Below are 24,563 nucleotides of genomic sequence, written 5' to 3'. Positions count from 1 at the left end.
CCCACATTTGATCTTTGTCAGTCGCCAAGCTGCAGGGTGCCCATGGCCAGTTTGGCCGCCAGCCACAAGGCCAAACCGATTGCTGGAAGTGCGCGGTCTGAAGGCTTGACGGGTTCTCTGTGGGAGCTGTCGAGCTTTAGCGAGGCTGCGATGGCGTCGGTACAGTCGACATTGATGTTGCCTGACCCACCGCCATCGCGGCCTCGCTAAAGCTCGACGGCTCCCACATTTGGTCTTTGCCAGCCGTCAAATTGCAGGGCGCTGGCTCCCACATTTGGTCTTTGCCAGTCGCCAAATTGCAGGGGGCCGGCTCGCCCATTTGATTTTTATCAGCCGCCGAACTGGAAGGTGCCCAAAGCCAGCTTGGCCATCAGGGCGCCGGCGCCCAGTTGCACCAGCCACAAGGCCAAACCGCCGAGGAATACGCCGAGGGCGACTTGCAGCACCAGGCTTTTCTGGCGCTTGGCGGGTGGTGGGCGCGGGGTGAAATGGTCCAGTTCGTCGCGGTCGGCACGCAGGTCCAGGTCGTCGTTTCTCATAGGGTACTCATGGGGAAGGGACTGTCTTGCTGTCAGTCTAGGGGCAGCGGACTGAAAGCAGCGAATTTTTAAGGGCTGAACACCCGCTCTTGAAGGCAAACCACCCACCCTGTGGCGAGGGAGCTTGCTCCCGTTGGGCTGCGCAGCAGCCCCCATTCAGGCACCGCATTCATTCAGAAAGTTCACGGTGGCAGGTTTGGGGGCCGCTTCGCAGCCCAGCGGGAGCAAGCTCCCTCGCCACATGGGGCGCGGCGTTCAGAATGAAAAAGGGGAAGCCACCGGCTTCCCCTTTTTGTGCATCACAACAGGCTTACAGCACCTGAACGATGGCCTTGGTCACGGCATCGATGTTGTTCTGGTTCAACGCCGCCACACAGATACGGCCGGTATCCAGCGCGTAGATACCAAACTCGTTGCGCAGGCGGGTCACTTGCTCAACGTTCAGGCCGGAGTAGGAGAACATTCCGCGCTGGCGACCGACGAAGCTGAAGTCATGGCCGGGAGCTGCCTTGGCCAGGTCAGCCACCATCTGCTCGCGCATGCCGCGAATGCGCAGGCGCATTTCGGCCAGTTCCGCTTCCCACTGGGCGCGCAGCTCAGGGTTGTTCAGCACCGCTGCCACGATCGCCGCGCCGTGGGTCGGCGGGTTGGAGTAGTTGGTGCGGATCACGCGCTTGACCTGGGACAGGATGCGCGCGCTCTCTTCTTTGGAGTCGGTGACGATGGACAGGGCGCCCACGCGCTCGCCGTACAGCGAGAACGACTTGGAGAACGAGCTGGACACAAAGAAGGTCAGGCCCGATTCAGCAAACAGGCGCACCGCAGCGGCGTCTTCGTCGATGCCGTCGCCAAAGCCCTGGTAGGCCATGTCGAGGAACGGCACGAGGTTTTTCGCCTTGACCACGTCCAGCACCTGTTGCCAGTCGGCCGGGCTCAGGTCGACGCCGGTCGGGTTGTGGCAGCAGGCGTGCAGCACCACGATGGACTGTGGCGGCAGGGCGTTGAGGTCTTCCAGCAGGCCGGCGCGGTTGACGTCGTGGGTGGCGGCGTCGTAGTAGCGGTAGGTCTGCACAGGGAAACCGGCTTTTTCGAACAGCGCCTGGTGGTTTTCCCAGCTCGGGTCGCTGATGGCGACGACGGCGTTGGGCAGCAATTGCTTGAGGAAGTCAGCGCCGATTTTCAGGGCGCCGGTGCCGCCAACCGCTTGGGCGGTGATGACGCGGCCGGAGCTGATCAGTGGCGATTGCGCGCCGAACAGCAGCTTTTGCACGGCCTGGTCGTAGGCCACAATACCGTCGATCGGCAAGTAGCCACGGGCGGCGTGTTGCGCCACGCGAATGGCTTCCGCTTCGGCAACGGCACGCAAGAGTGGAATCTTCCCCTCCTCGTTGCAATAAACGCCCACGCCAAGGTTGACCTTGGTGGTTCGGGTATCGGCGTTGAATGCTTCGTTGAGGCCCAGGATTGGATCGCGTGGTGCCATTTCGACAGCGGAGAACAGGCTCATTTTTGCGGCAGCTCTATTGAGAGTGGAGGGACGTGTCGCGCTCCAGCCGAATGCACTAGAGCGGTGCACAAACGGGGAGCTAGTATAGAGGCCATCAGGGCTCACGGCGACAGCCGAAACGGCTTTTCGGCCAAGTTTTTCGGTTTATTTACTGACCGTTAGTCTTATTGCAATATTGACGCCCCAAGGCATGTAGGACGATTGCCTTGAAACCCGTCACATTCGCCTCCACTTCTACAGCTATCATGGTTTTTTCCTGCAACCTGCGCCGAACCGTCGCGGGTCGCGGTCTTTTTCGTCCCCGCTGCTTTTTTCGGCCTCGGGGTGACTCAAGAGGTACGTTATGTCGGATTTCCAGCTAGTCACCCGCTTCGAGCCCGCCGGCGATCAACCGGAAGCCATCCGCCTGATGGTCGAGGGCATCGAGGCCGGCCTGGCGCACCAGACCTTGCTCGGGGTGACCGGCTCCGGCAAGACCTTCAGCATCGCCAACGTGATCGCCCAGGTGAACCGCCCGACCCTGGTGCTGGCGCCGAACAAGACCCTGGCCGCGCAGCTGTACGGCGAGTTCAAGGCGTTCTTCCCGAATAACGCGGTGGAGTACTTCGTTTCCTACTACGACTACTACCAGCCGGAAGCCTACGTGCCGTCGTCCGACACCTTTATCGAGAAAGACGCCTCGATCAACGACCACATCGAGCAGATGCGGCTGTCGGCGACCAAGGCGCTGCTGGAGCGCAAGGACGCGATCATCGTCACCACGGTGTCGTGCATCTACGGCCTGGGCAGCCCGGAAACCTATTTGAAGATGGTGCTGCACGTCGACCGCGGCGACAAACTCGACCAGCGTGAACTGCTGCGTCGCCTGACCAGCCTGCAATACACCCGCAACGACATGGACTTCGCCCGGGCGAGCTTCCGCGTGCGCGGCGATGTGATCGACATCTACCCGGCGGAATCCGACCTGGAAGCGATCCGCATCGAGCTGTTCGATGATGAAGTCGAGAGCCTGTCGGCCTTCGACCCGTTGACCGGTGAAGTGATCCGCAAACTGCCACGCTTCACCTTCTACCCGAAAAGCCACTACGTGACCCCGCGGGAAACCCTGATGGGCGCCATCGAGGGCATCAAGGGCGAACTGGTGGAGCGCCTGGAATACCTGCGTTCCAACAACAAACTGGTGGAAGCCCAGCGCCTGGAGCAACGCACCCGCTTCGACCTGGAGATGATCCTCGAGCTGGGCTACTGCAACGGCATCGAAAACTACTCGCGCTACCTCTCGGGCCGCGAATCCGGGCAGGCGCCGCCCACCCTGTTTGACTACCTGCCGGACGACGCTTTGCTGGTGATCGACGAATCCCACGTCAGCGTGCCGCAGGTGGGCGCGATGTACAAAGGTGACCGCTCCCGTAAAGAAACCTTGGTGGAATACGGCTTCCGCCTGCCGTCGGCACTGGATAACCGGCCAATGCGGTTCGACGAGTTCGAAGGCATCAGCCCGCAGACGATTTTTGTCTCGGCCACGCCGGGTAATTACGAAGCCGAACATGCGGGGCGTGTGGTTGAACAACTGGTTCGCCCGACGGGCCTGGTAGACCCGCAAATCGAAATCCGCCCGGCGCTGACCCAGGTCGACGATCTGTTGTCAGAGATCGGCAAACGCGTGGCGCTGGAAGAGCGGGTGCTGGTCACCACGCTGACCAAGCGCATGTCCGAAGACTTGACCGATTACCTGGCCGACCACGGCGTGCGCGTGCGCTATTTGCACTCGGACATCGACACCGTGGAACGCGTGGAAATCATCCGCGACCTGCGCCTGGGGGCCTTTGATGTGCTGGTGGGGATCAACCTGCTGCGTGAAGGCCTGGATATGCCGGAAGTGTCCCTGGTGGCGATTCTGGATGCGGACAAGGAAGGTTTCCTGCGTTCCGAGCGCTCGCTGATCCAGACCATTGGCCGCGCGGCGCGTAACCTCAATGGCCGGGCGATTCTGTATGCGGACCGGATCACCGGTTCCATGGAGCGGGCGATTGGCGAGACCGAACGTCGTCGCGACAAGCAGATTGCCTACAACCTGGAACACGGTATTACGCCTAAGGGTGTGTTCAAGGACGTGGCTGATATCATGGAAGGCGCCACCGTGCCGGGCTCGCGCAGCAAGAAGCGCAAGGGCATGGCCAAGGCCGCCGAGGAGAACGCCAAGTACGAAGCGGAATTGCGTTCGCCGAGCGAGATCACCAAGCGTATTCGCCAGTTGGAAGAGAAGATGTACCAGTTGGCGCGGGACCTGGAGTTTGAAGCGGCGGCGCAGATGCGTGATGAGATTGGCAAGTTGCGCGAGCGTCTGTTGGCTGTCTGATGTGCAGCGATGCAGCGATGCAGCTTCTGTGGCGAGGGGGCTTGTCCCCCGCTGGGCTGCGAAGCGGCCCCAAAACCTGCTTACCCGGTTCTGCCTGAAAGACTGCGGTGATTCTTATAGGGGCTGCTGCGCAGCCCAACGGGGGACAAGCCCCCTCGCCACAGGTTTGGTGTACAGCGGTATTTAGTGGGCTTCCCCAGCCTTGAGCCCCGCCGGCAACGCCTTGGTCAACAAGATCGCCACCATGCTGATCCCCAGCGCCAACCCCACAAAGTGAAACGCATCGTTGTAGGCCATGATCTGCGCCTGCTGATGCGCTATCTCGCTCAACTTGCCCAACGCCGCCGTCTCACTCCCAAACTTCTCGGTCAACGTCGCCATCCGCTCCGCCACCTGCGGATTGGTCGGCACAATCGCCTCCCGCAAATAATCAAAGTAGGTCTTGGTGCGCGCATCCAGCAGCGTCGCCAGTAATGCAATCCCGATCGCCCCACCCAGATTCCGCAAAATATTGAACAGGCTCGACGCCGACCCTGCGTCCTTCGGCAGGATGTACGCCGTGGCAATCAACGAAATCGTCACCATGATCAACGGCTGCCCCAGGGCGCGGATGATCTGGATCCGGTTGAACTGGTCGCCGGCAAAGTCGGGGTTCAGTACCCCCGACGAAAAGCTCGCCAGCCCAAACAACCCGAACCCCAGGGTGCACAGCCACTTGGGCGATACGTATTTCATCAGTTTGGGCACCAGCGGAATCAGGAACAACTGCGGCACCCCCATCCACATGATCACTTCGCCGATTTGCAGGGCGTTGTAGTTCTGGATCTGCGCCAGGTACAGCGGCAGCAGATAAATCGAGCCGTACAGCCCCACGCCCATTCCCAGGCTCGAAATACTCGACAGCCCGAAATTGCGATTGCCCAGGATGCGCAGGTTGATCAGCGGGTTGGGCTTGGACATCTGCACGATCACAAAGGTGATCAGGCTCAGCAGGGCGACGGTGCCCAGGCTGACGATCAGGCTCGATTCCAGCCAGTCCTTGCGATGGCCTTCCTCCAGAAACACCTGCAAACACCCAAGGCCCACGGCCATGGTGACGATGCCGAGGTAGTCGGTGCTTTTGAGCAGGTCCCAGTTGGAGTCCTTTTTCTCCAGGCCGTAGAGCAGCCCGGCGATCATCAACAGGCCCGGCGGGATGTTGATGTAGAAGATGTATTCCCAGCCCCAGTTCTCGGTGAGCCAGCCGCCGATGGTCGGCCCGATGGACGGGGCGAAAGTGGCGGTCATGGCGAACATGGCCATGCCTTTGGCGCGGTGGTGTTCGGGCAACTTGATCAGGGTGAGGGTGAACGCCAGCGGGATCAGCGCGCCGCCGGTAAAGCCCTGCAAGGCGCGGAAGACGATCATGCTTTCCAGGCTCCAGGCCATGGAGCACATCAGCGAGGCGATCAGGAACCCACCGGACACCCACACCGCCAGGCGGCGCGCCGACAACAGCTGCACCAGCCAGGCGGTGAGGGGGATCATGATGATTTCGGCCACAAGGTAGGAGGTGGAAATCCACGAGCCTTCTTCCAGAGTGGCCGAGAGCGCGCCCTGGATGTCCTTGAGGGAGGAGTTGGTGATCTGGATGTCGAGTACCGCCATAAAGGCGCCGAGCATCACGCTCATTACCGCGATCCAGTCGCGCCGGGTCGGTTCGCCGACCGGCGGCAGCAGTTGATCACCGGCCATCGTGCGGGGCTTGGATGTTCACTTTGACCGTCACCGACATGCCTGGGCGGATTTTGCCCTTTAGCGGGTTGTCGGCGGCGAAGGTCAGCTTCACCGGAATCCGTTGTACGACCTTGGTGAAGTTGCCCGTGGCATTGTCCGGCGGCAGCAGGCTGAACTGCGCGCCCGAGGCGCCGAACAGGTTGGCGACCTGTCCTTCGATCGGTGTATCGCCGTAGGCATCAAAGGTCAGCTCGGCGGTTTGCCCGGGCTGCATGTGGCCGATCTGGGTTTCCTTGAAGTTGGCCTGCACCCAGATGTCCTGGTCCGGGACGATCGACAGCAGGTAGGCGCCGGCCTGCACGTATTGGCCATTGCGCGCGGCACGCTGGCCGATCAGGCCGCTGATGGGCGCGTGGATTTCGCTGCGGGTCAGGTTCAGTTCGGCCTGGGCCAGGTCGGTTTTGGCGTTGGCGATCATCGCGTCGAGGCGCTTGATCTCGGCGTTGAGGGCGTTGACCTGCTGGCGCTGGCCCTGCAGGTCGGCCTGGGCCATGGTCACCTGGGACCGGGCGATATGGTTGTCGGCATCGAGGGTGGTCACCCGTTCTTCGGAGACGTAGCCGGGCTTGCGCAGGGTTTGCGCGCGGTTCAGGTCGATCTGCGAACGGCCGAGGGTGGCCTGGCTGGACGACACCTTGGCGGCGCCGGCGGCGATCAGGCTGGCTTGCTGGGTGAGTTTGCTCTGGGCCTGCACGCGCTCGGCTTCACGCATGGCCAGGGCGGCGTTGGCGCGGTCGACGGCGAGGTGGAAGTCGTCGCCTTCGAGCTTGACCAGCAACTGGCCTTTTTCCACGTGTTCGTTATCACCCACCAGAACCTCGACGATCCGCGCGCCCAGTTGGCTGGAGACCCGGGTGATCTCGCCCTGGACGTAGGCGTTGTCGGTGCTTTCATAAAAACGGCCCTTGAAGAACCACTGGGCGAAAAAGCCCGCGGCGATCAGGATCACGATAAACAGGAAGATGAACAGGCGGCGTTTGAGCGGGGCAGGCATGGCAATCATGTCGGTAACAAAAGGTAATGGAATATAGCCAGCGAATGATCTGGCACATAGCCATGCCGAGTCTTGAGACCGGAGCTTGTCTCATATGCCCTTTGTTCGCCTCCCCACGCTGGAGCCCAAGGGCTCGGGGCTGTTACCATTCGCCCCTTGTTTCATTTTCAGTTTTATCGCCCATTCGAGACCCGCCATGACCACCGTCCGCACGCGCATCGCGCCATCGCCTACTGGGGATCCCCACGTAGGTACTGCTTACATCGCCTTGTTCAACTACTGCTTTGCCAAGCAGCACGGCGGTGAATTCATCCTGCGGATCGAAGACACCGATCAACTGCGCTCCACCCGTGAGTCGGAACAGCAGATTTTCGATGCCCTGCGCTGGTTGGGCATTACCTGGGCTGAAGGCCCGGACGTCGGCGGCCCCCACGGCCCGTATCGCCAGAGCGAGCGCAGCGACATCTACAAGCAGTACACCCAGCAGTTGGTCGACATGGGCCATGCCTTCCCGTGCTTCTGCACCGCGCAAGAGCTGGACCAGATGCGCGCCGAGCAAATGGCCAAGGGTGAAACCCCGCGCTATGACGGCCGCGCGCTGCTGCTGTCGAAAGAAGAAGTGGCCCAGCGCCTGGCCGCCGGCGAGCCCCACGTTATCCGCATGAAGGTGCCGAGCGAAGGCGTGTGCGTGGTGCCGGACATGCTGCGCGGCGACGTCGAGATCCCGTGGGACCGCATGGACATGCAAGTGCTGATGAAGACCGACGGCCTGCCGACGTACTTCCTGGCCAACGTGGTGGACGACCACCTGATGGGCATCACCCACGTGCTGCGTGGCGAAGAGTGGCTGCCCTCGGCGCCGAAACTGATCCTGCTCTACGAATACTTCGGCTGGGAACAACCGCAGCTGTGCTACATGCCGCTGCTGCGTAACCCGGACAAGAGCAAGCTGTCCAAGCGCAAGAACCCGACCTCGGTGACCTTCTACGAGCGCATGGGCTTTATGCCGGAAGCGATGCTCAACTACCTGGGCCGCATGGGCTGGTCGATGCCGGACGAGCGCGAGAAGTTCTCGTTGCAGGAAATGGTCGATAACTTCGACCTGTCTCGCGTGTCCCTCGGCGGGCCGATCTTCGACATCGAGAAGCTGTCGTGGCTCAACGGCCAGTGGCTGCGTGACCTGCCGGTGGAAGAGTTCGCCAGCCGTGTGCAGCAGTGGGCGTTGAACCCCGAGTACATGATGAAGATCGCGCCGCTGGTGCAGGGCAGGGTAGAGACCTTCAGCCAGGTGGCACCGTTGGCGAGTTTCTTCTTTGCCGGTGGCGTGAACCCGGAGGCCAAGCTGTTTGAGTCGAAGAAACTCTCGGGTGATCAGGTTCGCCAGTTGATGCAGTTGATCCTGTGGAAACTCGAAAGCCTGCGCCAGTGGGAGAAGGATGCAATCACCGCGACCATCCAGGCGGTGGTCGAATCCCTGGAACTGAAACTGCGCGACGCCATGCCGCTGATGTTTGCCGCGATCACCGGGCAGGCCAGTTCGGTCTCCGTACTCGACGCGATGGAAATCCTGGGGCCGGACCTGACCCGTTTCCGTCTGCGCCAAGCCCTTGATTTGCTTGGTGGTGTGTCGAAGAAAGAAAACAAGGAATGGGAAAAGCTGCTGGGCGCTATCGCTTAAGCACGCTGTTGTAATGGCCAAACCCCGGTTTTCCGGGGTTTAGTCGGTAAGTGATTGTTATCTCGGCAAAAAATTTTTAAAATTGTTGAAAATAAATTTGACACGTTTCGAATACGCCATTAAGATTCGCCCCGTCCTCACCGACGAGGGGCTATAGCTCAGCTGGGAGAGCGCTTGCATGGCATGCAAGAGGTCAACGGTTCGATCCCGTTTAGCTCCACCAATTTACAGGTTCAAGGTCTGGCCACACCGTCCTTGAATTCGATCAGACTCAGCCTGATCACGTTGTATAGAAGGTTTGTGTCCCCTTCGTCTAGTGGCCTAGGACACCGCCCTTTCACGGCGGTAACAGGGGTTCGAGTCCCCTAGGGGACGCCAGTTTCAACAAGCAGCTCGCAAGGTCTGCTGCGCCGCGAGGCGAAAAATCCGGGGCTATAGCTCAGCTGGGAGAGCGCTTGCATGGCATGCAAGAGGTCAACGGTTCGATCCCGTTTAGCTCCACCAATTTACAGGTTCAAGGTCTGGCCACACCGTCCTTGAATCGATCAGTTCTCAGCGCTGATCAGTTGTACAGAAGGTTTGTGTCCCCTTCGTCTAGTGGCCTAGGACACCGCCCTTTCACGGCGGTAACAGGGGTTCGAGTCCCCTAGGGGACGCCACGATTACCCGCTCTGCGGGATTTTTAAGGGTCATTCAATTATTGAATGGCCCTTTTGTTTGTCTGGCGTTTGGCCAATCCCTCCTTTCTCTTTCCGCGCTGTTCTTCTGACCAATGGTCATGCCGGTGGCTTGCGAAATATTATTATGGTAATAATATTCGAAGCATGAGATTCGGAGGCAACGATGAACGATAAAAAAGCACAAACCCGCGAACGTATTCTGCAAGCTGCCGGCGCCGCCTTGATCCAGCGTGGCCCGGCCGAGCCGAGTGTCGGCGAAGTGATGGGCGCGGCGGGGCTCACCGTCGGTGGTTTCTACGCGCACTTTGAAAGCAAGGACGCGCTGATGCTGGAGGCCTTCACCGCGTTGCTGGCCCGGCGTCGCGCCGCTGTTGAAGACCTGGACTCGACGCTGACCGGCGAGGAGCGCCGTGCCCTGGTGGCCGCGTTCTACCTGTCACGTAAACACCGCGACTCCACTTCCCAGGCGTGCCCGATCCCGTCCACCGTGGGCGAGATGAGTCGCTTGCCGGACGAATTCCGCCAGGCCTTGAACGAACACTGCGAACTGATGGCAGCCCAGTTGGCCGCCAGCCCCGAAGACACCGACAAGGCCCTGGCCGACATGGCGCTGATGATCGGCGGCTTGTCGCTGGCCCGTGCCTTGGGCCCGGGTGAGTTGTCGGACCGTGTGCTGCGTGCGGCCAAATCTGCGGTGCGTTAAGAACGGCTTCTGGCCTGAGGAATGAGCGATGGGCACATTGAAATGGATCCGAGGCGTCAATGGCACCTTGGGCCGCCTGGCGCCACACAGCGTTGCCAGCAAGATGCGTCGGGTGTTTATGACGCCTCGCGGTCTGCCGCCCCGTGACTGGGAGCTGCCTCTGCTGGCGCAGTCCGAGCGCATCACCTTGCGCTTTGGCCTGTCGGCGCTGAAGTGGGGCCAGGGCCCGGCCGTGCTGTTGATGCACGGTTGGGAAGGGCGCCCGACGCAGTTCGCCAGCCTGATCACCGCGCTGGTGGATGCGGGCTATTCGGTGATTGCCCTGGATGGCCCGGCCCACGGTCGCTCGCCGGGGCGCGAGGCCCATGTGCTGTTGTTCGCCCGCGCCATGCTGGAAGCCGCCGCTGAACTGCCACCGCTGCAGGCGGTGGTCGGTCACTCCATGGGCGGCGCCAGTGCGATGCTCGCGGTGCAGTTGGGCTTGCGCACCGAGGCGCTGGTCAGCATCGCCGCACCGTCACGGTTTCTCGACGTGCTGCGTGGTTTTGCCGGCATGGTCGGTTTGCCGGCGCGAGCGCGTGCGGCGTTTATCCAGGAGGTCGAACTGAGCATGGGCATGCCCCTCAAGCACCTCGACGTGGCTCACTATCAAATGAATATCCCGGGCCTGATCGTGCATGCCGAAGACGATACCTTCGTCTCGGTCAAAGCCTGCCAGGTCATCCACGACGCCTGGTTCGACAGCCGCCTGCTGCGCCTGGAGCAGGGTGGGCACCAGAAGGTGCTGGCGGACCCGCGCGTGATCGACGGTGTACTGGCCCTGCTGGCCGGCCGCCACGTGCCGGAGCGCCAAACCGCCTGAGCCATGGGTTACACTGCTCGCCGCCGACATTAATCGACCGGGAGCAGCGCATGGGCTGGGATTTGGCAACGCCGTTTATCATCGATCTTCAGGTCGGTGCCGAAGACATCGACGGCCTGGGGCACGCCAATAACGCGGTGTACGTGTCCTGGCTGGAACGCTGCGCCTGGCGCCACTCCCAGCGCCTGGGGCTGGACCTCACCGAGTACCGCCGGCTGGATCGCGCCATGGCCGTGGTGCGCCATGAGATCGATTACCTCGCCGCCGGCTACGAGGGCGACGAGCTGCAGTTGGCGACCTGGATCGTCGACTGGGACCAACGCCTGAAAATGACCCGACGCTTCCAGCTGGTACGCCCGCGTGACGGTGCCACCTTGCTGCGGGCGCAAACCACCTTTGTCTGCATCGAGCTGTCCAGCGGCAAGCCCAAGCGCATGCCGTCGGAATTTCTTGAGGGTTACGGCCCTGCGCTGCAAGGCGAATTACCCGCCGGCGTCTGAAACCCGTAAACTGCGCCACGTTTTTCGTTGAGTGTTTTCCATGCAAATTGCTTTGGCGCCCATGGAGGGGTTGGTCGACAACATCCTGCGGGACGTGCTGACCCGGGTCGGCGGTATTGATTGGTGCGTGACCGAGTTCATTCGGGTCAACGACCGCCTGCTGACGCCTGCCTACTTCCACAAACTCGCCCCCGAGTTGCTGCACGGTGCCAAGACCGCTGCCGGCGTGCCCCTGCGTGTGCAGTTGCTGGGCTCGGACCCGGTGTGCCTGGCCGAGAACGCCGCCCTGGCCTGTGAATTGGGTTCCCAAGTGGTGGACCTGAATTTCGGGTGCCCGGCCAAGACCGTCAACAAATCCCGTGGCGGTGCGGTGTTGCTCAAGGAACCGGAGCTGCTCAACCAGATTGTCGAGCACGTGCGCCGTGCGGTGCCGGCGCATATCCCGGTCACGGCCAAGATGCGCCTGGGCTTCGACAGCCCCGACGGCGCCCTGGTGTGCGCCACGGCCCTGGCCGAAGGCGGTGCGGCGCATATCGTGGTGCATGCCCGCACCAAGGTCGACGGCTACAAGCCGCCGGCGCACTGGGAGTGGATCCCGCGGGTGCAGGAGGTGGTCAAGGTGCCGGTGTTCGCCAACGGCGATATCTGGAGCGTTGAAGACTGGCGGCGCTGCCGGGAAATCAGTGGCGTAGAAGACATCATGCTCGGCCGCGGCCTCGTGGCCCGTCCTGACCTGGCCCGGCAGATTGCGGCGGCGCGTGCCGGCGAAGACGTGGTGGAGATGACCTGGGCCGAGATGCAGCCGATGCTGCATGAGTTCTGGCGCCAGTCGGTGGAGCAACTGACCGAGCGCCAGGCGCCGGGGCGTTTGAAGCAGTGGCTGGCGATGCTGACGCGCAATTATCCTGAGGCGGTGGAGTTGTTCACTGCAATGCGCCGGGAGACCGACCTGGAGCAGGTTGGGCGCTTGCTGGGGCTGCCCGATCAGGCGCCTGAAGCATTGGCGTTGCAAGATTAAGTTTATATATAGAGAAGTTACACCGGTTTATTTAAGGGGCACCTCGGGTGCCCCTTTTTTATGCCTGAAATAACCTGCGTGTGCATCAAATGCTTGAAGTAGACGCGTCGTTATTCGGGGAACTAAATTATTCGTTGTGCGGTGTGATTTCTTTATATGTGTAAAAAGTAGTGTTGTTCTGGATTTAGTGATGCAAGGCTTTTAGTACCTGTAGGTGGGGTCAAATACTGTGAAGTATTTGCGCGCGCGGTAACTAGCATGGTTGCGTTGTTTTATTGCCGGGCAGTGATTTCATCACATTGCAGATTAGGCTGACTGTTGCTCTATGTCTCGACGTTATTTCGTACAGGGCAAGGCACGACACGACTTTTCTTTGGATGTCCAGAGGAGAAAGTCTCTGGTTGGCTTATGGTTTCCTTATGTTAATCGCGATTATCGGAACTCAACTGCCTCACGCTCCACGAAAGTAGGGCGTGACAACGCTCATGCAGGTTTTTACTTCCAATTGAAGGCAATAGTTTTCCGCACCGCCTGCCGGTTCAGGGAAGCGCCGAATAAGGATAAATCCATGTCTAATCTGTCGATTAATACTTCTGTGCCCATGAATACTGACTATCGTCCACTGGATCGAGAGACGGTGGTTAATAAGTCTTGCGATAACGCGGCGCCCAATGGTTTCTCCACTGCATCGGTCCGAGATAATAGCGCCGGGCCAAAAGACAGTAACGTTACCGTGAGCAAGGACGCTCTGGAGAAATTGTTTGAGATGTTTGATTATGCCTTCAGGGCCATACGAAGCATGTTGTCAGCCCAGGGCGGTCAGCCCAAGCCGGCGCTTGATACTGCCCCGTTACCTGGCGTGCTACCCGAGGCAGGCCCGCAGTCGAAGGTAATGCCACAGTCCAACCCTCAACCGAAAGTCGTCCCAGGCCCTGCGCCCAAGGCAGGGCCGGACGCCGGTGTAGAGCCGAAGGTGATGCCGGAGTCAAATCCACAACCGAAAATCGTCCCGGGCCCTGCGCCCAAGGTACAGCCGGACGCTGGTGTACCGCCGAAGGTGACGCCGGAGTCAAATCCACAACCGAAAGTCGTCCCGGGCCCTGCGCCCAAGGTGCAGCCGGACGCGGGTGTACCGCCGAAGGTGATGCCGGAGTCAAATCCACAAGCGAAAGTCGTCCCGGGCCCTGCGCCCAAGGTGCAGCCGGACGCGGGTGTACCGCCGAAGGTGATGCCACAGGTCAACCCTCAACCGGAAGGGGTTCCGGCCCCTTTACCCGCGATCAGGCCGGATGCAGAGCAGCAGAATAAACTGACAAATGATATTAACCTGACAGTTCAGGTGCTTAACTGCCACTGCCCTCACCCTGAGGCTAAAGTGGCCCCCCGCACCACCGTCACGCACGAAGTCGATGGCAACACCGTGGTAGTGCCGCACCTGCCGGTTACACCTCCTGTCGACGTCAAAATCCCGGTGGTGCTGCAGCCGCCGGTAAAACCCCCGGTCGATCACAAAACCCCAGTCATTCCCTCGCCGCCGATCAAGTCTGAAGTTGATCCGAAAACGCCCATCGTGCCGCAGCCCGAAGTCACCCCGGACGTGCGCCCCACACCAGAGCCGGATTTGACCTCTCCGGGGCCTGCCGAAGACCGTTCGGCCGAGGTGTTCAATCGGCGCAACCGGAATCGGTTTGACACTTATTGGCAGGGCGATACCGGTCGCCGGGTGAAAGCGTAAGCCCGTTGTTGCTTCATCACTAACTAGAGAGGATCGCTCCCTGTGCAGGTTGACGCCGGGGAGCACTGTCAATAAGAGGCGAGTGTATGTCTGGTATGACGATTAATAACAGTGTGACTATAAGGCCCGAATATTCGCGGTATGCAGCGGGTGTGGCAATGACCGCGAATAATGTTTCGAGGAACATCGACTTTTCGATCGACAGCGTTTTATCCAACGGTGATACAGCCCAGGGTGGTTTCCGTAATACAGAGCAGAACTCGCAACTCCTTAATAGCATGCTTGACATGTTTACCCGGTTCTTTACCCAGTTACAGAGCCTGCTGTCGGACAAGGGCGCCAACGTAGAGCCAGGTGCAGTGCCTTTACACAAAACACAGGTGCTGCCCAACGCCGACACGTCGACACCTGACCCCCACACAGAGCATCTTCCAGATCTTTCGAGCAAACGTAACGGGGCCAAGGCGGATGATATCTGGGGCGGGTTCCGCCAGGGGCCTGATGGTAACTGTGTGACGGTGTCGGCGATCAAGGCGTGCATGGTGAAGTTTGGCCAGAGCCCGACGGATATCTATAAAACGGTTAAAAAAATACCCGAGGGTTACCAGGTCACCATGCGTGACGGGTTTTCCCTCAAACTAAGCCATCAGGAGTTGGCCGAGGGTATCCGTGGGGCGAAGTTTGTCGGCCGTGATAAAGAGATGCTCAAGGATGCGCACTTTCTGTTTGCGGTAAGTGCCAAGCGCGCGCAGATGGAAAACAACGATGGCCGTGCTGCACGCAGTTATAGCGCGGCGGTGCGCAGCCTCAATGACGGTGAAGACGAAAGAGGGGCGGGGGAAGGGTTCCTGCGATTGGGGGTCAAGGCCCATATGAAAAAGGTGCCGGTCAGCGAACTTGCCAAAGGCACGCTCGGCATGGTCAACCGTACCGGGCACTCCGTGGCAGTGATCAACGGCATTGAAGAGTTGTATGGGAAAAAGGGTGGGGCACCAAGACGCGGCGATGCGATTGCGTTGGTGTGATGCCGGTTGCAGGTGTTGTCTGCCTTGAATGACTGACGTCTAAGTAAGTTTCCGTTTTTTATGCGCCCCCCGCGGTGAGGTATCGAGTCAACCTCCCCGGCAGGATAACTGTGCCTGGGAGTTGGCTCGATACGGTTGGGTCGTGGTCGCCTGTTAGTTATAAGTAGGGAGAAGTGAAAGATGGTTTATCCGGTTTCGGGCGGCTCTGTCTCTGCCATTGACGTTAAACACACTGAACAAACACAGGTACCTTTTTCGCAAAAGAGCCGTCAGACAATGACACTCGCCAATAGCACCTCAGGCATTCGAGGCGCTGCTGATAACACGGTATATGGCCCACGGGCGGTTGGAAATGATGCCTGGGCGCAGGTATTAACGTCGCTGAATGCGATTATGGACTGGTTACGGGAAGTGATCGGTCCCGCCCCCAAAACCGTCACTCCGGATACGCCACCGACCGTCACAGTGGTGCCCGACAAGCCGGCGCCGATCGATATTCCCAAGCCGGTGATACCTGATCCCTCGTCGGATCCTTTATTGAGAAAAAACAGCGGTAAACCCGAGAACATCGTTAACGGGTTCACGGCCACTGAGCGCCGCTTTGGCGAGCACTTTGATGTCAGTACTCACGCGGCGGTCATCAAGCTGATGATGCTCAAGTTTGGTCAAAGCCCTGCCGACGTGTTTGATGAAGTAAAACCGTCTGCCAATGGCTATGACATCACCATGAAGGATGGCTTTACCCTTCGACTGGCTCACGATGAGTTAAGCCTTGGCGCGCAGGCCGCAAGGTTTGGTGGCAATGATCCTGGTGCGATGCGCGATGCCAGTTTCATATTTGCCGCGTTTGTGAAGCGTAAGCAGATGGAAGCTTCCGGCCCCGGGGCGAACGCAAGCTTTAACGAGGCGCTGACAAAGACCTTGTCGGGTGAAACATCACTCCGGGCGTTGAAGGGAATGGGCATGGTTGGCTTCATGCAACACGTCCCTTCGACGCTGCTGCAAGGCAAGGCGGCGTTTGGTGTCATGGATACCCATAATTTTGGCGCGTCCCTGGTGTTGGAGGGGGTCAAGCATCACTACCAGAAGCAGGAGGGGCTTGATAAAACCTACGGCTACAGGCTTACCGGTGATGAAACCCTGTCGGATGAGGTGCTGGTTAATCCGGGTAAAGACACGCTGCAGCTTTCCAGTGTGCCGGTGGGAGTCAAGCCGGCCAATATATGGGGAGGCTTCTACCAGGGCGTAGAAGGCAATTGCGTGACCGTCTCGGCGATGAAAGCCGCCATGATGAAGCTGGGGCAAAATCCCGCCGGTATCTACAAGCACATCAGTGCAACAGAAGATGGCTACGGGGTCGTCATGCGCGATGGTTTCACCTTGCGCATTACCCATGAAGAGCTGAAAAAAGCCGAGCAGCATTCCAATCTCAACGGCACCGACAAGGTGCTGCTCAAGGACGCCAATTTTTTATACGCGGTGAGCGCCAAGCGGGCGCAGCTGGAAAACCACGAGTTCCGTGCCGCACAAAGCTTTGAGGTGGCGATGGACACCCTCAACGATGGCGAGGTGCCGGGCGAAGCATTCCGCCGTCTGGGGCTTTACGCGTTCATACGGCCAAGTACCGCCCAGGAATTGGCGGGTGGAGCGTTGGGCACCCTGGCCAATTATCAGCATTCGGTCGTGGCGGTCGACGGTGCCATCGACCTTTATGGTTCCAAAGAATCGCTGGCGTCGTCGATCTGGAATAACACCAACAGCGTCGCGATAAAGCTGGTCTAGGGCTTACAACAGCAGCTGCCTGAACGCCCCCACGGGCACTGGCCGACTGTGCAGATACCCTTGGTATAAATGGCAGCCCAGGCCCTGCAAAAACGCCAACTGTTCAGGGGTTTCCACGCCCTCGGCAATCACCTCCAGGTTCAGGCTGCGGGCCATGGCCACGATCGCGCGGATGATTTCCGCATCGTTCGGGTCATGGGTCGCATCGCGCACAAACGACTGGTCGATCTTCAGCGCATCCACCGGCAGGCGCTTGAGGTAGGTCAGTGACGAATAGCCGGTACCAAAGTCATCCATCGCAAAGCTGACGCCGAGCTTTTTCAGGCGGCGCATTTTGATGATGGTGTCGTCCAGGTTTTGAATCACGATGCCTTCGGTGATTTCCAGTTTCAGCAGCGTAAAGGGCAGTTGGTGCGTACGCAGGCTGCGTTCCACCCGCTCCACAAAATCGTTCTGGCGAAACTGCCGGGGGCTGATGTTGACGCACAAGCTGAAATTCAGCGGGTCCACCAGCCCTTCGCCGATCAGCGTTGCAAAGGCCCCGCAGGCTTCGTCGAGAATCCAGGTGCCCACCTCCAGAATCAGCCCGCTGTCTTCCAGCACCTTGATGAATTCTGATGGCGATTGCGCGCCCAGTTGCGGGTGCTGCCAGCGCACCAGGGCTTCCGCGCCAACAATCCGGTTGCCCCGGGCATCCACCTGCGGCTGGTAGTGCACGCTGAACTCACCGCGAGACAAGGCCAGGCGCAGGTCGGTTTCCATGCGCAGCCGCTCGCTGGCGGTTTTCTGCATGCTGTTGTGGAACATCTGGGTGGTGTTGCGCCCCGAATCCTTGGCCCGGTACAGGGCAATGTCGGCGCGCTTGAGCAAGTCTGCCGGGGTGGAGCCGTGATCGGGTATCAGCGCCACGCCAATGCTGGGGGTGACCTGCAAGCGGTGGCCGTCGAGGAACATCGGTTCCGACAATAGCTCCCGCAGGGTATCCGCCAACTCCTGGACCTGAGCGCTGACTTGCTGGCGCGAGCCGTCCAGCCCGCTGAGCAGCACCACAAACTCATCGCCACCCAGGCGTGCCACTGTGTCTTCCATGCGCACACTGGCCTCAAGGCGCGCGGTGACGATTTTCAGCACGGTGTCGCCCACCGGGTGGCCGAGGGAATCGTTGATGTGCTTGAAGTGATCCAGGTCGAGAAACAGCAGGGCGCCCCTTAGGTTATGACGCTTGAGCAGGGCGATCTGCTGGCTCAGGCGGTCCATCAGCAGGGCACGGTTGGGCAGGTTGGTCAGCGGGTCGTGATAGGCCAGGTGGCGAATCTGCGCCTGGGCGTTTTTCAGCAGGCTCACGTCCCGGGCAGTCAGCAACAGGCACGGGGTTTCATTGAGGGTGATGGGCTCCACCGACACTTCAACCGCCAGCACCTCGCCGCGCTTGTTGTGCCAGAGCATTTCCAGGTGATGGATCCGGCCCTTGATCTGCAACTCGGCCAGCAAGGCGGCGCGCTGGTTTTCATCGGCCCAGATACCGATCTGGTACAGCGTCAGGCCAATCGCCTCCTCGGCACGGTAGCCGGTCAGGCGGCAGAAGCCGTCGTTGACCTCCACGTAGCGCCCGGTATCGCGTTCGGTGATCGACACCGCGTCTGGGCTGGAATGAAACGCCTTGGCGAACTTCTCTTCGCTGGCCTTGAGGGCCGCTTCCGAGCGTTGCTGCTGGGTGATGTCCCGCAGGGTGGTGACGATGCAGGGTTGGTCGCCCACCTGGATCAGTCGGCTGGTGATGACGCAGGTCAGGGTGTGGCCGTTTTTGTGGTGGACGATAATTGCCACATTGCTCAGGGATTGTTCGCGAATCACCTGTTCGATGCGTTGCAGGCGCTTGGTGGGCTCGTCCCACAGGCCGATCTGTTCGGCGTTGTTGTTGATCACCTCGGCGGCAGTCCAGCCGAAGGTCTGGGTGAAGGCCGGGTTGATCTCGATGAACTGGCCGGTTTCCAGGCGCGTCACGCAAATCGGGTCGGGGCTGGCGAGGAACAGGCTGGCGAATTTTTCTTCTGAGGCGATCAGGCGTTGTTCGCGCTCGACCTGGTCGGTGATGTCGAGCAATGTGCCGGCCATGCGCAGCGGCGCGCCCAGTTCATCGCGGTACAGGCGGGCGCGGCTTTCCAGGTAGCGCGAACTGCCATCTTCCAGTTGCACCCGATAGGTCAGTTGGTAATTGCCCGCCGGGCCTTCCCGCAGGGTGCGGTAGGCGTTGCGCATGCTCTCGCGCTCGTCATTGGGCATGCCTTCAAAAAATGCCTCGAAGGATTCGTGGAACGGCTGGGGCTCCAAGCCGTGCAGTTGGGCGGCGCGGGCCGAGCCGTAGAGCATGCCACTGGGAATGTGCCAGTCCCAGGTGCCCAGTTGCGCCGAGTCCAGGGCCAGGTCCAGGCGTTCCTGGCTGTCCTTCAGGGCGTGCTCGGCATTCTTGTGTTCGGTGGTGTCGAGGAAGGTGCTGATCAGGTAGGCCTCGCCCTCCAGTTCGACTTTCTGGGCGCTGAGGGTGCCGTCATGGATTTGCCCGTTGCTGGCGCGAAACTGCACTTCCATGGTGATGGGCGTGCCTTTGCGCTGGGTGGCCTTGACCAGCAGTGCGCGTTGCTCGGGGTGCACCCACAGGCCCAGGTCCAGGGTGCTGCGGCCGATGGCATCAGCCAGTGGCCAGCCGAACAGGCTCTCAAAATACTGGTTGGCTTCGCTGATCAGTCCGTCGGCCTGGCGGGTCAGCAGGACCATGTTCGGGCACAGGTGAAACAGGGTGGCGAAGCGTTTTTCCGAATGGCTGAGGGCGTGTTCGCGCTCGCGCTGTTGGGTGATTTCGCGGATCACGCCGATCATCCGGCGGCGCCCGGCCTTGTCCGGCAGCAGGCTGCCGTTGATTTCCAGCCAGTGCAGGCTGCCATCCGGCCACTGGATGCGGTGATGCATGGCCTGGGCGAACGGCTCGCCCGCCAGCACCGCGTGAAACGCCCGTACCACCTTGGCCCGGTCGTCGGCGGGCAGCAGGTCGAGGTATTCCAGGTCCTTGGGCAGCGGGTGGCGCGGGTCGAAGCCGAACAACGCCTGGGTGCCCCGGGACCAACTGATCCGGCCGCTGTCGATATCCCAGCTCCAGGCGCCCAGCCGGGCAGCGTTGAGCGCCGCCAGCAGTTGCGGCGCGCTGTCCCAGCTTTGCTCCGCCTCCTGTGGGTCGAGGGCGTAGATGCGGGGCAGCGGTGGCACGGTATCGACGGGATTGCGCATTATCACAGGGCCTTGGCTCGATGGGCGTTCGGCGCGGGTTCACGGTCTAGGGGCCACGGCGATTCAAGCCTGATTCCCTGGCAGATCGACCTGTGCATCCAGTAGGCTCATGAAGGCCCGCGCAGCGTTCGACAGCGTCCTTTCGGTGTGCACGATATAGCCTAGCTGGCGACTGAGCTGTATGCCCGGCAAAGCGATGCGTGCCACCTGATCATCGAGCATGGTGCGCGGCAGCACGCTCCAGGCCAGGCCAATGGAGACCATCATCTTGATGGTTTCCAGGTAGTTGGTGCTCATGGCGATATTCGGCGTCAGGCCTTGGGCTTCGAACAGGCGCTGCACGATATGGTGGGTAAAGGTATTGCCGCCGGGAAACACCGCCGGGTGCCGGGCAATGTCGGCCAGGCTGACGGTGCCGTTGCTGATCAGGCTGTGTTCCGGCGCCACCACAAAATCCAGCGGGTCGTTCCACACCGGCGTGGCCCGCACCAGCGTGTGGGGCTCCGGGGCCAGGGTGATCACGGCCACTTCGGCGCGGCCGTGGAGGATTTCTTCGTAGGCCACTTCCGAATCGAGAAACTGAATATCCAGGGCGACGTTCGGGTATTCCCGGGTAAACGTACGCAGCACGGGCGGCAGGCGGTGCAGGCCAATGTGATGGCTGGTGGCCAGAGTGAGGCGCCCGCTGACCTCGCCGGTCAGGTTGGTCAGGGCGCGGCGAGTGTCGTCCAGCACGTTGAGAATCTGATAAGCGCGCGGCAGCAATGCGCGCCCGGCTTCGGTGAGGCCGACTTCGCGCCCCAGCCGGTCGAACAATCGCACCTTTAATTGTTGCTCCAAACCGGCGATACGCTTGCTGATCGCCGGTTGAGTGAGGTGCAGGCGCTCGCCCGCACCGGAGAAGCTGCCGGTCTCGGCGATGGCGATAAAGGCATTGAGGTTGGCCAGGTCCATGGTGCTATTCCAGTTGGTAATCCAAAGCATAAAAAATATGAATTTGAGTTATTTAATGTAGCGCCATACCATCAGCCTCACAAGCCAAAGGGTTATTGAATTGTTCAAGGCCCGGGGCATAGAAACACCTGATGAGGACCGCGTGATGGCCGGCAAAACGCTTTACGACAAACTTTGGGATTCCCATGAAGTGAAACGGCGCGATGATGGGTCGTCGCTGATCTACATCGACCGTCACATCATCCATGAAGTGACCTCGCCCCAAGCGTTCGAAGGCCTGCGACTGGCCGGGCGCAAGCCTTGGCGCGTGGACTCGATCATCGCCACCCCGGACCACAACGTGCCGACCACGCCTGAGCGTAAAGGCGGGATCGACGCCATCGTCGACACCGTGTCGCGCCTTCAGGTGCAGACCCTCGACGATTACTGCGACGAATATGGCATCACCGAATTCAAGATGAATGACGTGCGCCAGGGCATCGTCCACGTGATCGGCCCGGAGCAGGGCGCCACCTTGCCTGGCATGACCGTGGTCTGCGGCGACTCCCACACCTCCACCCACGGTGCGTTTGGCGCCTTGGCCCACGGTATTGGTACCTCCGAGGTGGAGCACGTATTCGCCACCCAGTGCCTCGTTGCCAAGAAAATGAAGAACATGCTGGTGTCGGTGGAGGGTGAATTGCCTTTCGGCGTCACTGCCAAAGACATCGTACTCGCCGTGATCGGCAAGATCGGCACCGCCGGCGGTAACGGCCATGCCATCGAATTCGCCGGCAGCGCGATTCGCGACCTGTCCATCGAAGGCCGCATGACCATCTGCAACATGTCCATCGAAGCCGGTGCCCGTGTGGGCATGGTGGCGGCGGACGAAAAGACCATCGCCTACGTCAAGGGCCGTCCATTCGCACCTGCCGGTGCCGATTGGGACGCCGCTGTCGAAGCCTGGAAAGACCTGGTGTCCGACGCCGACGCCGTGTTCGACACCGTGGTGGAACTCGACGCGACCCAGATCAAGCCGCAAGTCAGCTGGGGCACTTCGCCGGAAATGGTGTTGGCCGTTGATCAGAACGTGCCGGACCCGGCCAAGGAAACCGACCTGGTCAAGCGGGGTTCCATCGAGCGCGCCTTGAAGTACATGGGCTTGAAAGCCAACCAGGCGATCACCGACATCCAGCTGGATCGGGTGTTCATCGGTTCCTGCACCAACTCGCGGATCGAAGACTTGCGTGCTGCGGCCGTCATCGCCAAGGGCCGCAAGGTTGCCTCGACCATCAAGCAGGCGATCGTGGTACCTGGTTCGGGTTTGGTTAAAGCTCAAGCCGAAGCCGAAGGCCTCGACAAGATCTTCCTCGAAGCCGGTTTTGAATGGCGCGAGCCGGGCTGCTCCATGTGCCTGGCGATGAACCCGGACCGTTTGGAGTCGGGCGAGCACTGCGCGTCCACCTCCAACCGCAACTTCGAAGGGCGTCAGGGCGCCGGTGGCCGTACCCACTTGGTGAGCCCGGCCATGGCTGCTGCCGCTGCCGTCAACGGTCGTTTCATCGACGTTCGCGAATTGATCTGAGGAATCCCCGATGAGAGCTTTTACCCAACACACCGGTTTAGTCGCGCCATTGGACCGTGCCAATGTGGACACTGACCAGATCATTCCCAAGCAGTTCTTGAAGTCCATCAAACGCACCGGCTTCGGTCCGAACCTGTTCGACGAGTGGCGCTACCTGGACGTGGGCTACGCCTACCAGGACAACTCCAAGCGCCCGTTGAACAAGGACTTTGTCCTCAACGCCGAGCGTTACCAGGGCGCCAGCGTGTTGCTGGCCCGGGAAAACTTCGGGTGCGGCTCCAGCCGTGAACACGCGCCGTGGGCCCTGGAAGAATATGGCTTTCGCAGCATCATCGCGCCGAGCTACGCCGACATCTTCTTCAACAACAGCTTCAAGAACGGCTTGCTGCCGATCACCTTGAGCGATGCCGAAGTGGATGAGCTGTTCCAGCAAGTGGAAGCCGACGTGGGCTACCAGTTGACCGTCGACCTGGCCGCGCAGACCGTGACCCGTCCGGACGGCAAGGTGTACCACTTTGAAGTCGACGCCTTCCGCAAACACTGCCTGATCAATGGCCTGGACGACATCGGCCTGACCTTGCAGGACGGCGATGCGATTGCCGCGTTTGAAACCAGACACCGGGCCAGCCAGCCGTGGTTGTTTCGCGACGCTTGATTTGAGGTAGGCCGTGCGGCCCATCGCGGGCAAGCCCGCTTCCACTTTTTGATCGTGAACTCGGTCAACTGTAGGAGCTGGCTTGCCTGCGATAGCGCCCGTACAAACACCCCAAAACCCAAGGAAAATCACCATGACCAGCACCGCCCACACCCAAGTCGTGCAAAAACAATTCGGCGAACAGGCCTCGGCCTACCTGAGCAGCGCCGTTCACGCTCAAGGCACCGAGTTCGCGCTGCTCCAGGCCGAACTGGCCGGGCAGGGCGCTGCGCGACTGCTGGACCTGGGTTGCGGGGCCGGTCATGTCAGCTTCAACGTGGCACCGTTGGTTAAAGAGGTGGTGGCCTACGACCTGTCCCAGCAGATGCTCGACGTGGTCGCGGCGGCGGCGGTGGACCGCGGCCTGGACAACATCCGCACCGTGCACGGCGCCGCCGAGCGCCTGCCGTTCGCCGACGGTGAGTTCGACTTCGTGTTCAGCCGCTACTCGGCCCACCACTGGAGCGACCTTGGCCTGGCCCTGCGTGAAGTGCGCCGGGTGCTGAAGCCGGGCGGCGTGGCAGCGTTTATTGACGTCTTGTCACCGGGCAGCCCGCTGTTGGACACTTACCTGCAAACCGTCGAAGTGCTGCGCGACACCAGCCACGTGCGCGATTACTCCGCCGGCGAGTGGATGCACCAGTTGAGCGAAGCCGGTTTGCACGTGCGCAACAGCAGCCGCCAGCGCCTGCGCCTGGAATACACCTCGTGGGTTGAGCGCATGCGCACACCCGAGGTATTGCGCGCCGCGATTCTTGAGCTGCAAAAAGCGATGGGCCAGGAAGTGCGCGACTATTTCGAGATTCAAGCCGACGGCACCTTCAGCACCGACGTGCTGGTGGTGTGGGCCGAACGCTGATTAATTTTTCCCGACCTGCCTGCGGGCAGGTCGCCCGATGAAATGAGGAAAG

General features: G+C 60.7%; 18 protein-coding genes and 4 tRNA genes. 16 read left to right on the top strand and 6 right to left on the bottom strand.

Features of this window, described 5'->3' with window-relative positions:
* Positions 1-329 precede the first annotated feature (329 nt).
* The gene (locus HX855_RS06200; protein ID WP_177087675.1) at positions 330-539 is read right to left on the bottom strand and encodes a hypothetical protein; all 210 of its coding nucleotides are present in this window, start codon (positions 537-539) and stop codon (positions 330-332) included.
* A gap of 310 nt (positions 540-849) precedes the next feature.
* Positions 850-2,046, bottom strand: a complete 1,197-nt coding sequence (locus tag HX855_RS06195) for an amino acid aminotransferase (RefSeq protein WP_177087677.1) — start codon at positions 2,044-2,046, stop codon at positions 850-852.
* 343 nt (positions 2,047-2,389) lie between these two features.
* Here HX855_RS06195 and uvrB point away from each other — a divergent pair, with 343 nt between their 5' ends.
* Positions 2,390-4,405, top strand: a complete 2,016-nt coding sequence (gene uvrB, locus HX855_RS06190) for an excinuclease ABC subunit UvrB (protein WP_076016086.1) — start codon at positions 2,390-2,392, stop codon at positions 4,403-4,405.
* Positions 4,406-4,588: 183 nt separating this feature from the next.
* Here uvrB and HX855_RS06185 read toward each other — a convergent pair whose 3' ends face one another.
* Both HX855_RS06185 and HX855_RS06180 read right to left on the bottom strand, forming a co-directional pair.
* Positions 4,589-6,139, bottom strand: a complete 1,551-nt coding sequence (locus tag HX855_RS06185) for an MDR family MFS transporter (protein WP_177087679.1) — start codon at positions 6,137-6,139, stop codon at positions 4,589-4,591.
* Positions 6,129-7,175 (bottom strand): HlyD family secretion protein, encoded by a 1,047-nt coding sequence (locus tag HX855_RS06180; protein WP_177087681.1) that lies wholly within the window; start codon positions 7,173-7,175, stop codon positions 6,129-6,131. The genes HX855_RS06185 and HX855_RS06180 overlap by 11 nt, the downstream gene beginning before the upstream one ends.
* Before the next feature lie 196 nt (positions 7,176-7,371).
* Between HX855_RS06180 and gltX the strand changes: the two genes are divergently transcribed.
* The 12 genes from gltX to HX855_RS06120 all read left to right on the top strand — a co-directional run bounded on the left by gltX (position 7,372) and on the right by HX855_RS06120 (position 17,158).
* On the top strand, positions 7,372-8,853 hold the full coding sequence (gene gltX, locus HX855_RS06175; protein WP_177087682.1) for a glutamate--tRNA ligase: 1,482 nt from the start codon (positions 7,372-7,374) through the stop codon (positions 8,851-8,853).
* A gap of 147 nt (positions 8,854-9,000) precedes the next feature.
* Positions 9,001-9,076: transfer RNA gene (locus HX855_RS06170), tRNA-Ala, on the top strand.
* 79 nt (positions 9,077-9,155) lie between these two features.
* Positions 9,156-9,231: transfer RNA gene (locus tag HX855_RS06165), tRNA-Glu, on the top strand.
* Positions 9,232-9,281: 50 nt separating this feature from the next.
* Positions 9,282-9,357: transfer RNA gene (locus HX855_RS06160), tRNA-Ala, on the top strand.
* 79 nt (positions 9,358-9,436) lie between these two features.
* Positions 9,437-9,512, top strand: a tRNA-Glu gene (locus HX855_RS06155).
* 184 nt (positions 9,513-9,696) lie between these two features.
* Positions 9,697-10,236 (top strand): TetR/AcrR family transcriptional regulator, encoded by a 540-nt coding sequence (locus tag HX855_RS06150; protein WP_177087684.1) that lies wholly within the window; start codon positions 9,697-9,699, stop codon positions 10,234-10,236.
* Between the two features lie 28 nt (positions 10,237-10,264).
* Positions 10,265-11,098, top strand: coding sequence for an alpha/beta hydrolase (locus HX855_RS06145; protein WP_177087686.1), 834 nt, complete (start codon positions 10,265-10,267; stop codon positions 11,096-11,098).
* Positions 11,099-11,148: 50 nt separating this feature from the next.
* The gene (locus tag HX855_RS06140; RefSeq protein WP_177087688.1) at positions 11,149-11,598 is read left to right on the top strand and encodes a thioesterase family protein; all 450 of its coding nucleotides are present in this window, start codon (positions 11,149-11,151) and stop codon (positions 11,596-11,598) included.
* 40 nt (positions 11,599-11,638) lie between these two features.
* Positions 11,639-12,616, top strand: coding sequence for a tRNA-dihydrouridine synthase (locus tag HX855_RS06135; protein WP_177087690.1), 978 nt, complete (start codon positions 11,639-11,641; stop codon positions 12,614-12,616).
* Positions 12,617-13,184: 568 nt separating this feature from the next.
* The gene (locus HX855_RS06130; RefSeq protein WP_177087692.1) at positions 13,185-14,351 is read left to right on the top strand and encodes a hypothetical protein; all 1,167 of its coding nucleotides are present in this window, start codon (positions 13,185-13,187) and stop codon (positions 14,349-14,351) included.
* Between the two features lie 158 nt (positions 14,352-14,509).
* Positions 14,510-15,376 (top strand): hypothetical protein, encoded by an 867-nt coding sequence (locus HX855_RS06125; RefSeq protein WP_256353044.1) that lies wholly within the window; start codon positions 14,510-14,512, stop codon positions 15,374-15,376.
* A gap of 180 nt (positions 15,377-15,556) precedes the next feature.
* Entirely contained in the window at positions 15,557-17,158 is a 1,602-nt protein-coding gene (locus HX855_RS06120; protein WP_177087696.1) for a hypothetical protein, read from the top strand.
* Positions 17,159-17,161: 3 nt separating this feature from the next.
* On the opposite strand, the gene HX855_RS06115 is transcribed toward HX855_RS06120, so the two are convergent.
* On the bottom strand, positions 17,162-20,440 hold the full coding sequence (locus HX855_RS06115) for an EAL domain-containing protein (RefSeq protein WP_177087698.1): 3,279 nt from the start codon (positions 20,438-20,440) through the stop codon (positions 17,162-17,164).
* Between the two features lie 63 nt (positions 20,441-20,503).
* Positions 20,504-21,394 carry a LysR family transcriptional regulator gene (locus HX855_RS06110; RefSeq protein WP_177087700.1) on the bottom strand — a complete coding sequence of 297 codons (891 nt, stop codon included), beginning with the start codon at positions 21,392-21,394 and terminating at the stop codon, positions 20,504-20,506.
* 145 nt (positions 21,395-21,539) lie between these two features.
* On the opposite strand from HX855_RS06110, the gene leuC reads away from it, so the two are divergent.
* The 3 genes from leuC (at position 21,540) to HX855_RS06095 (ending at position 24,511) form a co-directional block, all read left to right on the top strand.
* Positions 21,540-22,958, top strand: coding sequence for a 3-isopropylmalate dehydratase large subunit (gene leuC, locus HX855_RS06105; RefSeq protein WP_177087702.1), 1,419 nt, complete (start codon positions 21,540-21,542; stop codon positions 22,956-22,958).
* A 10-nt stretch (positions 22,959-22,968) separates the two neighbouring features.
* Positions 22,969-23,613 carry a 3-isopropylmalate dehydratase small subunit gene (gene leuD / locus HX855_RS06100; protein WP_177087704.1) on the top strand — a complete coding sequence of 215 codons (645 nt, stop codon included), beginning with the start codon at positions 22,969-22,971 and terminating at the stop codon, positions 23,611-23,613.
* A 133-nt stretch (positions 23,614-23,746) separates the two neighbouring features.
* The gene (locus tag HX855_RS06095) at positions 23,747-24,511 is read left to right on the top strand and encodes a class I SAM-dependent methyltransferase (RefSeq protein ID WP_177087706.1); all 765 of its coding nucleotides are present in this window, start codon (positions 23,747-23,749) and stop codon (positions 24,509-24,511) included.
* Positions 24,512-24,563 lie beyond the last annotated feature (52 nt).

The sequence above is a fragment of the Pseudomonas sp. IPO3778 genome, assembly GCF_013386825.1.
Taxonomy (GTDB): Bacteria; Pseudomonadota; Gammaproteobacteria; order Pseudomonadales; family Pseudomonadaceae; genus Aquipseudomonas.
Note: the sequence above shows the minus strand (reverse complement) of the source record. Positions and strands in the feature narration are given on the sequence as shown.

Excerpts from the sequence above, each read along its gene's own strand:
- HX855_RS06125 (WP_256353044.1), top strand. The coding sequence starts at position 14,510 with ATGACCGCGAATAATGTTTCGAGGAACATCGACTTTTCGATCGACAGC.
- HX855_RS06195 (WP_177087677.1), bottom strand. The coding sequence starts at position 2,046 with ATGAGCCTGTTCTCCGCTGTCGAAATGGCACCACGCGATCCAATCCTG.
- HX855_RS06140 (WP_177087688.1), top strand. The coding sequence starts at position 11,149 with ATGGGCTGGGATTTGGCAACGCCGTTTATCATCGATCTTCAGGTCGGT.
- gltX (WP_177087682.1), top strand. The coding sequence starts at position 7,372 with ATGACCACCGTCCGCACGCGCATCGCGCCATCGCCTACTGGGGATCCC.
- HX855_RS06135 (WP_177087690.1), top strand. The coding sequence starts at position 11,639 with ATGCAAATTGCTTTGGCGCCCATGGAGGGGTTGGTCGACAACATCCTG.
- HX855_RS06110 (WP_177087700.1), bottom strand. The coding sequence starts at position 21,394 with ATGGACCTGGCCAACCTCAATGCCTTTATCGCCATCGCCGAGACCGGC.
- HX855_RS06150 (WP_177087684.1), top strand. The coding sequence starts at position 9,697 with ATGAACGATAAAAAAGCACAAACCCGCGAACGTATTCTGCAAGCTGCC.
- HX855_RS06095 (WP_177087706.1), top strand. The coding sequence starts at position 23,747 with ATGACCAGCACCGCCCACACCCAAGTCGTGCAAAAACAATTCGGCGAA.
- leuC (WP_177087702.1), top strand. The coding sequence starts at position 21,540 with ATGGCCGGCAAAACGCTTTACGACAAACTTTGGGATTCCCATGAAGTG.
- HX855_RS06115 (WP_177087698.1), bottom strand. The coding sequence starts at position 20,440 with ATGCGCAATCCCGTCGATACCGTGCCACCGCTGCCCCGCATCTACGCC.
- HX855_RS06120 (WP_177087696.1), top strand. The coding sequence starts at position 15,557 with ATGGTTTATCCGGTTTCGGGCGGCTCTGTCTCTGCCATTGACGTTAAA.
- leuD (WP_177087704.1), top strand. The coding sequence starts at position 22,969 with ATGAGAGCTTTTACCCAACACACCGGTTTAGTCGCGCCATTGGACCGT.
- HX855_RS06200 (WP_177087675.1), bottom strand. The coding sequence starts at position 539 with ATGAGAAACGACGACCTGGACCTGCGTGCCGACCGCGACGAACTGGAC.
- HX855_RS06145 (WP_177087686.1), top strand. The coding sequence starts at position 10,265 with ATGGGCACATTGAAATGGATCCGAGGCGTCAATGGCACCTTGGGCCGC.
- HX855_RS06185 (WP_177087679.1), bottom strand. The coding sequence starts at position 6,139 with ATGGCCGGTGATCAACTGCTGCCGCCGGTCGGCGAACCGACCCGGCGC.
- HX855_RS06180 (WP_177087681.1), bottom strand. The coding sequence starts at position 7,175 with ATGCCTGCCCCGCTCAAACGCCGCCTGTTCATCTTCCTGTTTATCGTG.
- uvrB (WP_076016086.1), top strand. The coding sequence starts at position 2,390 with ATGTCGGATTTCCAGCTAGTCACCCGCTTCGAGCCCGCCGGCGATCAA.
- HX855_RS06130 (WP_177087692.1), top strand. The coding sequence starts at position 13,185 with ATGTCTAATCTGTCGATTAATACTTCTGTGCCCATGAATACTGACTAT.